The 13,535-nt window shown below is 70.3% G+C and carries 18 protein-coding genes; 7 read left to right on the forward strand and 11 right to left on the reverse strand.

Going from position 1 to position 13,535, the window contains the following annotated elements; translation table 11 throughout:
* From C472_RS17640 to C472_RS00940, 3 genes are all read left to right on the forward strand, one after another.
* Positions 1–456 (forward strand): hypothetical protein (locus tag C472_RS17640; protein ID WP_206536569.1); only part of this gene is annotated, 456 nt, incomplete at its 5' end.
* 8 nt (positions 457–464) lie between these two features.
* A complete protein-coding gene (locus tag C472_RS16765; protein WP_152420566.1) occupies positions 465–710 on the forward strand; it encodes a hypothetical protein in 246 nt (81 codons plus the stop codon).
* 477 nt (positions 711–1,187) lie between these two features.
* Entirely contained in the window at positions 1,188–1,391 is a 204-nt protein-coding gene (locus C472_RS00940; RefSeq protein ID WP_006627903.1) for a hypothetical protein, read from the forward strand.
* Positions 1,392–1,419: 28 nt separating this feature from the next.
* Here the strand turns inward: C472_RS00940 and C472_RS00945 are convergent, their stop codons facing one another.
* Together C472_RS00945 and C472_RS00950 are read right to left on the reverse strand one after the other, a co-directional pair.
* Positions 1,420–1,836 carry a universal stress protein gene (locus tag C472_RS00945; RefSeq protein ID WP_049906135.1) on the reverse strand — a complete coding sequence of 139 codons (417 nt, stop codon included), beginning with the start codon at positions 1,834–1,836 and terminating at the stop codon, positions 1,420–1,422.
* A gap of 63 nt (positions 1,837–1,899) precedes the next feature.
* The gene (locus tag C472_RS00950) at positions 1,900–2,424 is read right to left on the reverse strand and encodes a CinA family protein (RefSeq protein WP_006627905.1); all 525 of its coding nucleotides are present in this window, start codon (positions 2,422–2,424) and stop codon (positions 1,900–1,902) included.
* A gap of 60 nt (positions 2,425–2,484) precedes the next feature.
* Here C472_RS00950 and C472_RS00955 point away from each other — a divergent pair, with 60 nt between their 5' ends.
* The 3 genes from C472_RS00955 (at position 2,485) to C472_RS00965 (ending at position 4,075) form a co-directional block, all read left to right on the forward strand.
* A complete protein-coding gene (locus C472_RS00955; protein WP_006627906.1) occupies positions 2,485–3,144 on the forward strand; it encodes a class I SAM-dependent methyltransferase in 660 nt (219 codons plus the stop codon).
* Complete coding sequence (locus C472_RS00960; protein WP_006627907.1) at positions 3,141–3,740, forward strand: transcriptional regulator FilR1 domain-containing protein; 600 nt, start codon at positions 3,141–3,143, stop codon at positions 3,738–3,740. The genes C472_RS00955 and C472_RS00960 overlap by 4 nt, the downstream gene beginning before the upstream one ends.
* Positions 3,741–3,808: 68 nt before the next feature.
* Entirely contained in the window at positions 3,809–4,075 is a 267-nt protein-coding gene (locus tag C472_RS00965) for a hypothetical protein (RefSeq protein WP_006627908.1), read from the forward strand.
* Positions 4,076–4,085: 10 nt separating this feature from the next.
* Here C472_RS00965 and C472_RS00970 read toward each other — a convergent pair whose 3' ends face one another.
* The 5 genes from C472_RS00970 to C472_RS00990 form a co-directional block, all read right to left on the reverse strand.
* A complete protein-coding gene (locus tag C472_RS00970; RefSeq protein WP_006627909.1) occupies positions 4,086–4,727 on the reverse strand; it encodes a thymidine kinase in 642 nt (213 codons plus the stop codon).
* A 56-nt stretch (positions 4,728–4,783) separates the two neighbouring features.
* Positions 4,784–5,239, reverse strand: a complete 456-nt coding sequence (locus C472_RS00975) for a hypothetical protein (protein WP_006627910.1) — start codon at positions 5,237–5,239, stop codon at positions 4,784–4,786.
* Positions 5,240–5,315: 76 nt separating this feature from the next.
* Complete coding sequence (locus tag C472_RS00980; RefSeq protein ID WP_006627911.1) at positions 5,316–6,380, reverse strand: amidohydrolase family protein; 1,065 nt, start codon at positions 6,378–6,380, stop codon at positions 5,316–5,318.
* Between the two features lie 92 nt (positions 6,381–6,472).
* Positions 6,473–7,219: a class I SAM-dependent methyltransferase gene (locus tag C472_RS00985; protein ID WP_049906137.1), complete on the reverse strand. Its 747-nt coding sequence runs from the start codon at positions 7,217–7,219 to the stop codon at positions 6,473–6,475.
* An 82-nt stretch (positions 7,220–7,301) separates the two neighbouring features.
* On the reverse strand, positions 7,302–8,561 hold the full coding sequence (locus C472_RS00990) for an HD domain-containing protein (protein ID WP_006627913.1): 1,260 nt from the start codon (positions 8,559–8,561) through the stop codon (positions 7,302–7,304).
* Positions 8,562–8,676: 115 nt separating this feature from the next.
* Here C472_RS00990 and C472_RS00995 point away from each other — a divergent pair, with 115 nt between their 5' ends.
* Positions 8,677–9,081 carry a universal stress protein gene (locus C472_RS00995; RefSeq protein ID WP_006627914.1) on the forward strand — a complete coding sequence of 135 codons (405 nt, stop codon included), beginning with the start codon at positions 8,677–8,679 and terminating at the stop codon, positions 9,079–9,081.
* Positions 9,082–9,121: 40 nt separating this feature from the next.
* On the opposite strand, the gene C472_RS01000 is transcribed toward C472_RS00995, so the two are convergent.
* The 4 genes from C472_RS01000 to C472_RS01015 form a co-directional block, all read right to left on the reverse strand.
* On the reverse strand, positions 9,122–10,333 hold the full coding sequence (locus C472_RS01000; RefSeq protein ID WP_006627915.1) for an HD domain-containing protein: 1,212 nt from the start codon (positions 10,331–10,333) through the stop codon (positions 9,122–9,124).
* Positions 10,334–10,405: 72 nt separating this feature from the next.
* The gene (locus tag C472_RS01005) at positions 10,406–11,359 is read right to left on the reverse strand and encodes a halocyanin domain-containing protein (protein WP_006627916.1); all 954 of its coding nucleotides are present in this window, start codon (positions 11,357–11,359) and stop codon (positions 10,406–10,408) included.
* A gap of 9 nt (positions 11,360–11,368) precedes the next feature.
* Positions 11,369–11,935, reverse strand: a complete 567-nt coding sequence (locus C472_RS01010; protein ID WP_006627917.1) for a helix-turn-helix domain-containing protein — start codon at positions 11,933–11,935, stop codon at positions 11,369–11,371.
* Positions 11,936–12,031: 96 nt separating this feature from the next.
* Positions 12,032–13,393 carry a phosphoribosylamine--glycine ligase gene (locus C472_RS01015; protein ID WP_006627918.1) on the reverse strand — a complete coding sequence of 454 codons (1,362 nt, stop codon included), beginning with the start codon at positions 13,391–13,393 and terminating at the stop codon, positions 12,032–12,034.
* Between the last annotated feature and the right edge of the window lie 142 nt (positions 13,394–13,535).

Below are 13,535 nucleotides of genomic sequence, written 5' to 3' on the forward strand. Positions count from 1 at the left end.
TCTAAACAGCCGCTGAGGCGGTCGTTTTCTGGCATAGAACACTTTGAAAACGCACCGCCTCACTTTCAAACCTTATCTGAACACCGTCTTAGAAACACACAAAAAGAACTTGATACCAATATATCTGACTTATCAGATAGAATTGCGACTATAGCCTCTAATGAACGAGATATCAGTGAATTCGAATCGGAAATATCGGAAAGAATTAGGCAGTTAGAGAATCGTATTGAGCATATGGAGCAGCCAGCAGCAGACAATCAACAGAGGCTTGACCCGCCATACCCTAGCTTTGCCTCGTTCAGTCTGCGTGCTGCGGTCGCTTCCGTGCTGTTCATGGGTATGTTTTGGACACTTTACTCGCAAGGTACCTTCGGTGGGATTGTGTTTGGAGCACTCATTGCGTTCCTATCTGTTCTGGGAATAGCATCAACAGCAACTTGGTATAAACTCAAATAGCACTCTAAATGTCTCTCTACGAGCGTTTCCTCGAATTTGAAGGGAATAAACAGCCTGAGCTTAGGACACTCAAAAACATGCTCATAACAGGCGTCGTCAGCATCGTGGGTGTTTATACGGGTCTTTCAATATCGAATATAATTTCCCTACATGAGTACCAGCCAGCCGCGGCTGTATTTGGAGTGACGATATTCATTTTGTTCGTACTGCTTGTCATATGGCGTCCCTGGGAGTTCGTCAAATACGAGATGTGATCATACGACGTCGGCAAGCTCCTCAGTTTCGGGCGCTGCCATCCAAGAGGTCATCGAGGACACTTTGGAACGGCTCCTTACGCGTGGGGCGGGATCGCCGGAGTAGAACTCGCGCTCCTCGGCGGGGGTGCGAGGGTAGTTCTCCAGCCACCGCGGATCCTTGACGAGCTCGTAGGGCCCGTGGCAGACCTTCTGTATGTTGCCGTATTCTACCGTCCGCGAGTCAGTCCCTTGGCCATCCGAACGTAGTGCTGGTGGAGTAACGATGCCGGTAGCGGTTGTACTCACTCGTTATGAGGTCAAACTGGTCGCTAAAGGTGTTCAAACCCTCGGAATCCTCGTCAATGATGTTGACGTACCCGTCCGTGAATCGGGAGAATTGTAAACCTCGGTTCCACATCACTGCTCTGGCCCGAACGTACCCTGTGCTCGTTCCCACGGGCGTTTCTTAAGTATCCGCGACGCCCAACGACGGGTATGGACTCGTCGGACCGCGCGCTGCTCGGCGTGGCCGGGATCGTCGGCGCGCTCGTGCTGGCGGTCGGCTTCGCCGGCGGCTACCTCTTCGGCTTCGACGAATCGGCGGCCCGCCCGATCCGGCTTCTCGCAGTCGAACCTCTCACGTGGATCGTGATCGCCGCGCTCGTCGTCGCGGTCGTCGGGAACGCGTACATCGAGTAGGAGCGGACGGGCGCAATTGCCGGCCCGCTCACCGCACGACCGTGACCGGCACCGGCGACTTCTGGAACACCGTCTTCGCGACGTTGCCGACAAGCAGGCGGTCCGCGAGCGAACTGTTGTGCGTGCCCAGGACGACCGTGTCGAACCCCTCGGCGCGGTCGACGATCGTCCGGGCGGGGCGACCGGCCGCGACGTCCGTCTCGACCGTCGCGCCGTACTCGGCGGCTATCTCGCGGGCCCGCTCGAAGACGGGCTCGGCTGCCTCGCGCATCCCGCCGTCGCCGTCGGACAGGGCGATCCCAGCCGCTTCGCCCATCATCGGCGAGGCACCGCCGACGACGTGTAACACGGTCACCTCCGCGTCTCCGTGCGCCTCCAGCGCGTACCGGAGCGCACGCTCGGCGAGATCCGACCCGTCCATCGCCACCAAGACGCGTTCGATCATGGGGGCACTACACGCAGGAGTGTGATAAACGCTCGCACGCGACGGCCCGAAATCGTCCGCCGTTCAGTCCTCGGGGTTCCCGTCCGCGTCCTCGATCGCTCGGACGAGGGCGTCGAGCGCGGTCTCGGCCGCGCCGCGCTTCACCGCGTCCCGGTCGCCGTCGATCACGGCCCGTTCGGTCCGGACGAACGACTCCTCGGTGCCCCACGGCGCGGCGCGCGCGACGCCGAAGTAGACGAGCCCCACGGGCTTCTCGTCGGTCCCGCCCGTCGGCCCGGCGATTCCGGTCGTCGCGACCGCCCAGTCCGCGCTCGCCCGGTCGCGCGCGCCGGCCGCCATCTCGCGGACGACCGGGTCGCTGACCGCGCCGTGGGCGTCGAGCGACTCGCGGGAGACGCCGAGCAGTTCGCGCTTCGCGTCGTAGGTGTACGTCACGAACCCGCGGTCGAAGTAGGCGCTCGCGCCCGGCACGTCCGTCACCCGCGACCCGACGAGCCCCCCCGTGAGCGACTCCGCGGTCGCGAGCGTCTCGTCGCGGTCGGCGAGGAGCGCGTTCAGCCGCTCCGCGGGGTCCGTCGCGTCTTCCATGCCTCCCGCTCCGAGCGGCGCGCCCCTGAGGTTTACGCCCCGGCGCGCCGAAGGCCGACCGTGACCGACACCGACTGGGACGAGCGGTTCGCGTCGGGCGAGTACCCGCGCGCGCCGGAGCCGTCTCCCGTGCTCCGCGCCTACGAGCCGTCGCTCCCCGACGGCCGCGCGCTCGACGTCGCCGCCGGAACCGGCCGAAACGCGGTGTTCCTCGCGGACCGCGGCTACGAGGTCGACGCGCTCGACGCCTCCGTCGAGGGACTCGAAATCGTCCGCGGGCGCGCCGCGGAACGCGGGATAGCCGGCCGGATCGAGACGATTCAGGCCGACGCGACGACGTACGCGTTCCCGGCGGAGACCTACGACGTGATCACGATGAGCTACTTCCACACGCTCGACCGGTTCGCCGACCTGATCGAGTCGCTCGCGCCGGACGGGGTCCTCTTCGTCGAGGGGCACCTGCGGTCGGCGGAGCCGGCGTCCGGACCGAGCGGCGACCGGTACCGCTACGCGGCGAACGAACTGCTCCGGGCGGGCTCGGGACTGAGCGTGCGCTACTACGACGAGACGACGACGGAGCGCCCGGGCGGTCGACGCCGGGCCACGGCCCGACTCCTCGCGCGGAAGTCGACCGACGGCCGGCAGTCGTACCCGCCGCGCCCCGAAGCGCCGGAGCGCTGGCCGGCCGCCGACGCCACCCCCGCCGAGCGAGACCCGTGAGCGACGACGACGCCGAGGCGTCGTCCGCGTCGCCGGCGGCGGTCCTCCGCTCGCTCGTCGCGAAGGCGGTCGGGAGCGAGCCCGCGGCGCTCGACGAACAAATGGAAGTCGTCGAGCGGGAGCCCGGTGCGGCCGACGGCGAGCAGACTGCGGACCCCGCGGAACGGCTCGCGGAACTCGTCGGCGCGGCCGACAGCGTCGTCGCCGTCGTCCCGCGGTTCGACGCCGACCTCGCCCGCCGACTGAACGCGTCGCTGTCGTCTGCCGAGAGCGACGACGGCGCGGGCGACGCGAGCGACGCGACCGTCCCGAACAACGTTCGAGCGGTGTTCACGGACGCGGCGAGCGACCGCCTCGGCGGGGCGACCGGTCCCGTCGTCCGGCGCGCGCTCGCCGAGCGCGGCGTCGACGCGTACCGGCACGACGGCGAGTCGCCGGTTGCGGTGGTCCTCGCGGACGACCGCGCCGCGGTCGGACTGGTCGACGGCGACGGGCTCTCGGCGCTGCTGTGGACGGACGCGCCCGCGGTCCGCGAGTGGGCGGCCGCGACCTGCCGGCGCTACCTCAACGCCGCCGAGCCGGTGACGGAGGGCTGAGCGAGTCCCGCCCGGTCGGCGGCGACGGTCCCCCGACCGCTTTTGAGGGTCGGCGTCGAACGGGGCGTATGAAAGCGCTACTGCTGTTGGTGGCGGGAATCGGCGGACTGCTCGAAGCCGTCGCGCCGCGGCGCGCGGTCGCGGTCTGGACGCGCGCGTGCTACCGGAACGCCGGCGAGGCGAAGCCGCGGGAGTGGGTGTACGCGGCCGCGAAGGCCGAGGGCGCGCTGGTGGCCGCGGGCGCGCTCGTCGGGCTGTTCAAGCTCGCGACCGCCGACGAGGAGGAGCCGGCGGCGGAGGCGGAAGAAGAGTCGGACGCCGAACAGACCCGGTAACGCCGGACGGTCAGTCGTTCGCGGGGTCCGCCTCCGCGCCGTCGAACGGTCGCTCTTCCTCGGGACGGTCCCCGGTCAGGAGGACGTGACAGTCGCGGCACCGCGCCTCGTAGGACTCCTCCGCGCCGACGAGGATCGTCGGGTCGTCGACGTGGGCCGGCTCGCCCTCGATGAGCCGCTGGTTCCGGGAGGCCGGCTCCCCGCAGACCGAGCAGATCGCCTGTAGTTTGTCGACGTACTCGGCGGTGGCCATCAGCTGCGGGAGCGGCTCGAACGGCTCGCCGCGGAACGTCTGGTCGGTGCCCGAGACGATCACCCGGCTGCCGCGGTCCGCGAGGGCGTTACAGACCTCGATGAGCGCGTTCGAGAAGAAGTTCGCCTCGTCGATCGCGACGACCTCCGCGGGGTCGTCGTCGAGGATGTCGAGCGGGCCGTCCCCCTCGTTGTCGACGACGGTCGCCTCCCACTGCCGGCCCGTGTGGCTGCCGATCGTCGCCTCGCCGTAGCGGTCGTCGATCGCGGGCGTGTAGACGGCGACCGACTGCCCGGCGATCTCGGAGCGCCGGAGGCGGCGGAGCAACTCCTCCGTCTTGCCCGAGAACATCGACCCCGAAATGACCTCGATCCAGCCGGATCGAGTGATGGCGTGCATACCCGATCGGGCCGGAGCCAGCGACTAAACCGTTTCTCTCCGGGCGCGGGTGCGGGCTAGACGCCGGTCGCGACCGCGACGATCGCGGCGGCCACGACGACGTACGTCGCCGCGGAGACCGCCCAGTCGCGGCGGATCGGACCGAGCCGCTGGCGCGGGAGCCCGGACGCCCGCGGGAGCGGGACGAGCGCGAAGAAGCCGACCATCAGCGCGAGCTGCGCGACGCCGGCGACCGCGACGGTCGCGAGGGAACCGAGGCCGAGCAGCGATCCGGTCGCGGCGACGAGCCCGACGAACAGCAGCCCCGAGCCCCCGCCGGCGACGTAGTGGACCCACGTCGCAAGCCGCTCCGGCGCGTCGTCGACCGGGGTGTCGGTGAGCACGCCCGCGGCGACCTTCGGTGCCGTCGTTCCCTCCGGGAGCCGGGCCATCACCACGTCCATCGCGAGCGTCGCGACCAGTCCGACGACCGGACCGAGCGCGAGACCGGCGAGCAGCGAGAGCGTCGTCATCGCGTGATCACACGGTCGGAAGGGGTTTCACTCCGTCGGCGGAGGAAGGCGGCGGTCGGCGAAGTCCGCGACCGATTCAGTCGTCGCGGGGGACGACGGTCTCCCCGCCGATCACGACCCGGGAGACGTCGGCCTGCCCGGCCCGCCTGACGATCGCCCGGACGAGGTCGCGCGCGCCGGCGAGGTTGTCGGAGTCGCCGTCGAGGACGAGCAGGTCGGCGTCGGCTCCCTCCCGCACCACGCCGCGGTCCAAGCCGGCTATCTCGGCCCCGTTGCGCGTGGCCATCCGCAGTATCTCCCGCGCGGGGAGATCGGAGAGCTTCGCCGCGAACTCCATCTCGCGGAACATCGACGGCGAGTCGGTCATCACGTTGTCCGTGCCGAGCGCGACCGTCGTCCGCTCGGCCAGCTCGCGGATCGGCGGGACGCCGACGTTCGTCACGAGGTTCGACCGCGGGCAGACCACGACGGGGGTCCCCCGGTCGTCGAGCCGTTCGAGGTGGATCCCCTCCGCGTGGACCATGTGGACGAGGAAGTCCGGGTCCAGATCCATCGCGGGGTTGATGTCGTCCGCGTCGCGCTCGCCGGCGTGGATCCCGAACAGCTTGCCGGCCTCGCGGGTCTCCGAGCGGACCGCGTCGAAGTCGGCGTCGCGGGCCCCGGAGGCCCCGTACCCGTCCGCGACCGAGAGGACGTCCGGGTCGTCGCGGCCGAAGACGACCGACTCGACCGCGCGCTCGTCGAACGCGACCCCCTCGCCGGCGAGCGCATCGCGGAGCGCGTCGACGCCGTCGACGCCGCCCTCGCGGAACTCCAGGAACGTCCCGGTCCCGGTCGCCTCCATGTACCGCAGCGTGCGGGCCATCGCGGCCACCTTCTCCTCGCGGCCGGCCCCGCGGAGAAGCCGATGTTTTAGCCCGTCCGGCGGGGCGACGAGATCGTCGAGCGAGAGCCCCTCGCCCGCCTCCTTGGCGACGGAGTCGCCGATGTGGGTGTGGGCGTTGACGAACGCCGGGAGAATCACGTCGTCGCTGTCGGTGTCGCCCTCCTCCAGCCCGACGATCTCGCCGTCCGCGACGACGACCCGGCCCTCGACCGGCTCGAAGTCGGGACCGACCAGAATGGTCCCTTCGAGATGCATACCGGAGGCTCGCCAGCCGAGGTTAAAACGTCACGGGAACGGGACTGCGGGCGGCGGTCCGGGCGATTCGTCGGACGACGACGCCTCGTTTCTCACGTCGCCGTGGCCCACAGTCGAAGGTCTCGCGGGACGGCGGCCGCCGGGCCGCCGTCGACGTTCGGGGCGTGGTCCAGCGGGTCGGGTTCGACGACCGCGTCGACCGCGAACCCGGCGTCGACCAGCGCCCGGTGGAGATCGCCGACGGGTCGGTCGAAGACGACCATGTCGGCGTCGTACGACTCGTCGATCTCGACCGTCCGCCGGGAGTCACCGTGGTATCGCCTATCGACCTCGCCGCTCTCGCCGTCGACGACCTCCCCGAAGGGGTGCGGAACGGAGCAGAGGAACGTCCCGCCGTCGCGGAGCACGCGGCGGGCCTCGCGGAGTGCGGCGTCGAGGTCGGCGACGTGCTGGAACGCCCACTCGGTGAAGGCGACGTCGAACGCGTCGGTCGCGAGGGGGAGCGAGGTCGCCTCGCCGTGAACGAACGTCGCGTCGACGCCGCAGTATTCCCGGAGCCGGCGGGCGTGCCGGAGCTGTTCGCGGGAGAGGTCGACGCCGACCGCGCGGTCGGCCCCCGCCAGCGCAGCGCCGACCGTCCCCTGTCCGCCGCCGCAGCCGAGTTCGGCGACGGCGGCGCTCTCGACGGCCGGGACGACGCGCTCCGGATCGGGAGCGTCGGGACCGAACGGCGACGGCGTCGGCGGCGCGTCGGTCGCGGTCTCGGCGTTCCACAGCGCCTGAAACGCGTCGCTCCACTCGTCCCAGAGCCGACGGTTCTCGCGGTACGGGTCCGTCACGGCCACTTCTGTGGCCGTCGCCGACTTAAGCGTTCGACCGCTGTGTGGATCGTTTTCACCCCCCTACGGCCCCACCGCTCCGTCAGAACTCGTCGAGCGTCGTCGGCATCGCGCCGCGGACCTCGGTCACCAGCGCGTCGGGGTCGAGCCCGAGGACGTCCCCGGCCGCCCGGCCGACGCGGTCGGTCGCCGGTTCGGGGGCGTACACGCCGAGCCGCCACTGGTTCCGCTGTGCGGTCCGGAGCGCCGACACCAGCGGCGACTGGCGCTCCAAGCGGCGGATATCGCCGTTGACCGTGACGCGCGCGGTCGACTCCCGCATCGTCGGCTCGGGCGGCACGTCCAAGATTACGTGGTCGCGCGCGACGCCCGCCTCCTCGGCGATCTCGCGTTCGAGCGACGCCTCCGCGGCGTGGTCCGCCTCGTGGACCCGGTCGGGAACGTCGTCGTACTCGGCCCACACGGCCAGCTTGTAGAGGTCGCGCTCGTCGTACCGCCGGGAGAGCTCGGCGGTCTCGCGGCAGTCGCGGACCGCCGCGAGGAAGTCGTGATCGTCCATCCGCCGGAGCTCGGCCGCGGTCGTCGCGGTCGCGTCGAGGAGGTCGCTCGCCGCCCGGCGCAGCATCGCCTTCGAGATGCGCGCGACGTGGTGGGTGTAGACGACCGGGTTCATCAGCGCGCGGGCGAGGAGCAGGCTCTCGGCGGTCTGGACGTTCCCCTCGTCCAAGACGAGCTGGGGGCCGTCGCGGTCCGAGTCGTCGCCGTCCGGAATGTCGTCGCGCTCGACGAACGTCAGCTCGCGGACGAACCGCTCGGTGTCGATGGTCCCGTACGGGACGCCGGTGTGGTAGGCGTCCCGCACGAGGTAGTCCATGCGGTCCACGTCCAGTTCGCCAGAGACGAGGCCGGCGTACGGCCCCTCCCCGGCGACGACCGCCGCGATCCGGTCCGGGTCGAGGTCGTGGTCCCGCAGGACTTCGCCGACCGCGCCGGTCGCGAGCAGCTCGCCGACGTCGTCGTGGTACTTCCCGGTCCGACGGTGGGTGAGGGATTCGAGGTTGTGGCTGAACGGGCCGTGACCGACATCGTGGAGCATCGCCGCCGCCTCGATGCGGTCGGCGCGTTTCCCCTCGATCCCGAGGTGGTCGAGCGCGCGGCTCGCGAGGTGGTAGACGCCGAGGCTGTGTTCGAACCGGGTGTGGTTCGCGGACGGGTAGACGAGCTGGACCGTCCCGAGCTGTTTCACGTGGCGGAGGCGCTGGACGGCGGGGGTGTCGACGAGGTCGGCGGCGACGCCGTCGATCTCGATGTGGTCGTGGACGGTGTCCTTGACCGTGATCATGCGTCCGCGTTCGGCGGCACGCGATAAAAGGTGTAAGTGTCGAACGCCGCGAGACGGTTCCATCGGCCGCGAACCGGCGGCGTGATTTATATTCCTCCTCCGCGAACCTCCGGGTATGTACGACGTGGTAGTCGGAGTCGGGCTCGAAGACGAGCCGCGAGCGATCGCACAGGCCGAGGCGGTCGCCGAGCTCCCGACCGCGTCCGAGCAGGTGACCGCGCACCTCTGTCACGTGTTCCGAGACAATCCGGAGGGCGCGTCGGTCCACCAGCTCGGGACCGTGCGGCGCGCCCGCGAGGTGTTGGAGGACGCCGGCGTGACCTGCGTCCACTACGAGGCCAGCGGCGACCCCGCGGACGAACTCATCGCCGCGGCCGCCGACGTCGACGCCGACGCGATCTGCGTGTCGGGCCGGAAGCGCAGCCCGACCGGCAAAGCGGTGTTCGGCAGCACGACGCAGGCGCTCGTGTTGAACGCGGACCGCCCCGTGCTGGCGGTTCCCGGACCGGACCGCGAGTAGACGGAAGAACCGCGCGTGAGGCGAAGCGTGGGGTGGTCGGTCAGGCCGACGGGCGGCTCGCCGCGCGCAGTCCCAGCACGTCCCGCGCGGCGGTCGCGACCGCGTCGACGTGCTCGGTCGGACAGTAGACCCCGAGCGTCCAGCGGCGGCGCTCGGCGGCGCGGAGGCCGGCCACCAGCTCCGAGGCGTCCTCCAGCCGCTGGGGGACGCCGTCGACGACGACCGCGGAGCCGGACTCCTTGAGCGCCGGCCGGGAGGGGATGTCGACGACGACCGCGTCCCGATCGATCCCGACGGTGTCGGCGATCTCCCGCTCGGCCGCCCGTTCCTCCCCGCGGCCGGCGTCGACCGTGCCGGCGGGGACCTCGTCGAGTTCGGCCCAGACGGCGCGCTTGTACAGGTCGCGCCGCTCGATGCGCTCGCCGAGCGCCGGGACCCGGTCGCGGAGTTCGACGAGCAGGTCGTGGTCCGCCATCCGGCGGAACGCCTCGACGTCCGTGTCCGTCCGGTCGAGGTAGCGCTCGCAGGCGCGCTCCAGCATCGCGCCGGCCACCCGGGAGACGTGGTGCCGGTAGACGACGGCGTTCATCAGCGAGCGCGCGACGAGGAGGCTCTCCGCGGTGGCGACGTTCCCCTCGTCCAAGACGAGGTCGGCGTCGTCCCGGGACTCCGCCGAACCGCTCCCGCCGGTCAGGCGGAGTTCGGTGACGAGCCGGCCGGTGTCGACCGTGCCGTACGGGACGCCCGTGTGGTGGGCGTCGCGCACGAGGTAGTCCATGCGGTCCACGTCCAGTTCGCCCGAGACGAGCGGGCCGAGCGCGCCCTCGCCGTCGATCAGGGCGGCGACGCGCTCCGGGTCGAGCCCGTTGCGTTCGAGGACCTGACACACCTCGCGGTCCGCGTCGGTGAGCAGCCACCGCACGTCGTCGTGGTCGCGGCCGGTCGCGCGGCGGATGATCCCCTCGGTCTGGTGGCCGTAGGGACCGTGACCGACGTCGTGGAGCATCGCCGCGGCCCGGACGTGCGCCGCGGTGTCGTCGTCGACGCCGAGCCCCTCGACAGCGCGGCCCGCGAGGTGGTAGACACCGAGGCTGTGCTCGAACCGAGTGTGGTTCGCGGCGGGGTAGACGAGCCGGACCGTGGACAGCTGTTTGATATGTCGCAGCCGCTGGAACGCCGGCGTGTCGACCAGTTCGGCGGCGACGTCGCCGAGCCGGACGTGGCCGTGGACGCTGTCCTTGATGGCCTTCATTGTCGTCGGATCGCCCGCCGGGGAATTGGTCGTTTCGACTCGGCGATCGGGCGCTCGATCCGACCGACGCGATCAGTGCCGGGACTCCGCGACGACGACCGCGCCGCGCATCCCGTCGTCGCGGTGGCGTTCGCAGGCGTACTCGTGGATCCCCGGCTCCTCGAAGACGCGTTCGAAGACGTGTTCGTCCTCTTGGTCTTCCGGGGTGTCGGCGGCCTCAACGGCGACGAGGTCGCTCTCGAAGGCCCCGTCCTCGGCGACGACGCTGTGTTCGCCCGCGCCGGGGACCCAGCGCCACCGAACGGTCGTGCCCGGCGTCACGCGGAGGGCGGGGATCTCGTACACGGGCGCGGTGTTCCACGCCTCGGCCTCCGGGTCGTACCCGCCGGGGCCGCCGACGCGGACGGAGACCGCGTCCCGTCGGAGCGGGTTCTCGGTCCCCGAGACGTTCGGCGTCGGAGCGAACCAGTCGCCGTAGTCGACCGGGGTCGTGTCGTACTCCGTGACGTACGACTCGATATCCGGGCCCGCGACGATCGCGCCCTGCTCGCCGACCGACTGATGCGGCCGACAGGAGTACCGGGTGATCCCCTCGTCGGCCTTAGAGAGGGTGACGGCGTACTCGTGGCCGGCCTCGTCGGTGAGTCCCGATTCGATCGCCGCGGGACCGTCGTACGTCATCACGTCGTGGACGCCCCTCTCGCCGGTCCACTCCCAGCGGACCGTCGTGTCGTAGTCGACCCACACCGCCGCGGGATCGAACCGGAACCCGTCGCCGTCGCCGACCGGGATGACGACCTCGTCTTCTCCCCGGCGGTCGACCGTCCCTGCGTAATCGGTCCCGCCGTCGAACCAGTGGCCGTACTCCGGTTCCGGAATCGGCGTCGTGTCAGTGAACTCGCCGTCGCCGTCGCTCCCGCCGCCGGTCGGATCGAACGAGCCGAGACAGCCGGCGAGCGCGCCGAGCGCTCCGCCCGCCGCCAGCGCCAGCGCGCGGCGACGGGAGGGGGAGGGCGTTCGTGACATCGGCCGCGATCACTCGTCGACGACGTCGATCCCGAACCGCTCTTCGAGCGCGCGCACGACCGACCCGCCGACGTTCGCGGTCGCGGCGCGGCCGTCCTCAACCGCGAGGAGGTCGTCCTCGTCGACCTCCAGTTCCGCGGCGACCTCCTCGACGGTCAGGCCGGCGTCCTGGCGCGCCTCGGTGACGAGGTCGCCGTAGCCGGAGACGAGGTACGGGAGGCGGTCGGACTCGTAGCTCGTCCCCTCCTCCTCCCAGCGCTTCGAGTCGCCCGTCGCGGAGTCGTACATCTTCGCCTGCTTCCGGGCGAGTTCCTTGTTCCGGCTTTCGGTCGCCCCGGAGCCGGACCCGGCTCCGCCCGAGCTTCCGCCCGAACTCCCGCCGCGCGATCCGGCGCTCGGTCCGCCCCGGTCGCTCGGGGCGTTCCCGGCGTCGTCGTGGGGCCGGCAGTTCGAGCACACGAGCAGCTTCGCGCCGGCGACCGTCGCCTTCCTGAGGTCCGTGGTCTCGCGGCCGCAGAGCTCGCACGCGTCGCCGTCGTCGCCGCCGCCGCCGCCGCCCGTCGAGTACTTCGGCATACCCCGAGTAGAGGGCCGGGTCGTTAAAAAGCCGTGGAGGTGCGCGACCGGCGTCGCGGCTTCGCCCCGGTCGCGGCGCGCGATCCGACCGCGGCGTCAGGGGCCGAGGTACCCCCACGCCTGAAGCCGGTCGCCGTCGCCGTCGACCCAGCGCTCGCCGATGTCGTCCCGGTAGTACATGTTCGGCATGACGACGTCGTCGAGACGGTCGTACGCCTGCTCCCGGGCGGCGCGCATCGTCTCTCCCGTCCCGGTCACGACGATTGGCATCCCGCTCTCGCCCGCGACGCGCCACTGACCGTCGACCCGCTTCGTGTCTTCGAGGTGAATACCGTCGGGGGCGACCCCCGACGACGTCACGCTCGCTCCGCTCGCGTGACTCCCCTCCCGGCTCTCGGACTCGAACACGACCGCCGCGTTCCGCGAGTTCTCGTCGTACGTCTCCTCGTCGTCGAACGGGAACGGCGGGAGGACGACCCTGACGGCGATCTGGTAGCCGCCGTGGACCGCCGGCTCGGGGGCGTTCCCGTGCGCGAGGTCGCGGAAGAACTCGGCCGTCGACGACTCGATCGACTCCTCCTGGAGGGCGATGGTCGGATAGCCGAACCGCGGGGTGAACTCCAGCGGATAGATCCCCGTCTCGTTGACGATACAGTTGATGTCGATGCTGCCGACGTACCCCTCCTCCGCGAGCCACCCCTCGATCTTGCCGAGCGTCTCCTCGAACAGGCGGTTCCGTCCCGCCCAGAACATCGAGGTCCCCATCTCGCCGGTCGAGGGGCCGATGTTGCCGGGGAACAGCTTCTTGTGCTCGAAGTTGAAGTTGGCCCGGTCGACGAACTCGTTCCCGTCGAAGAAGCCGCAGATCGCGACCTCGACGCCCTCCACCTTCCGCTGGAGCTGGAACCCCTTCATCCGGTGGCCCCACGCCTTCTCGTACGCCTTCAGGACGTCGACCACGTCGCTGCCGTCGTCCTCGTTGCCGACGTACAGCAGCCGCTTGACGTTCTGGACCTCGCCGAGCGGCTTGATCACGTACGGGGCGGGGTTCTCCCGGACGTGCCGGATCCCGGCCTCGAACTCGCGGAAGACGTGGTGTTCGACCGTGTTGACGCCGTGGGCTTCGAGGACCTCCATCGCGTAGCCGCGGTCCGCTTCGAGCCGGTCGGTGTTCGGGGTCCCGCCGACGACGGCGTGGCCCTCCTCGCGGAGCTCCTGCGCGAGCGCGCCGGTCCCGACGTCGGGGCCGACCCAGATGTCGTCGAAGACGATCACGTCGGCCCAGTCGACCTCCGCGCGCCAGTCGTCGGTCTTGGGGACGAACCCGTCGCCGATCTCCCGATCGGTCTCGCTCTCGATGTAGTACTTCACGGCGTGATCTTCGCGGTGGACCTGCCAGGCGAGGTCCGTGATCAGCGCCGCGTCGGCCGAGACGAAGAGGAAGTTCGCGGTGTCCATGGTTCAGGCGTCACAAAGGAGGGACTTGAGTGTGCGTGCCGGTCCCGGAACGATACCCGTCCTGATGGTCCGACCGTCGCGACTGGCATACCGGTCGGTCGCGCCGTCGGTGTCTCAACCCCGGGGTTCAGCCTCGAACCAC

The sequence above is a fragment of the Halorubrum tebenquichense DSM 14210 genome, from assembly GCF_000337415.1.
GTDB classification, from domain to species: Archaea; Halobacteriota; Halobacteria; order Halobacteriales; family Haloferacaceae; genus Halorubrum; species Halorubrum tebenquichense.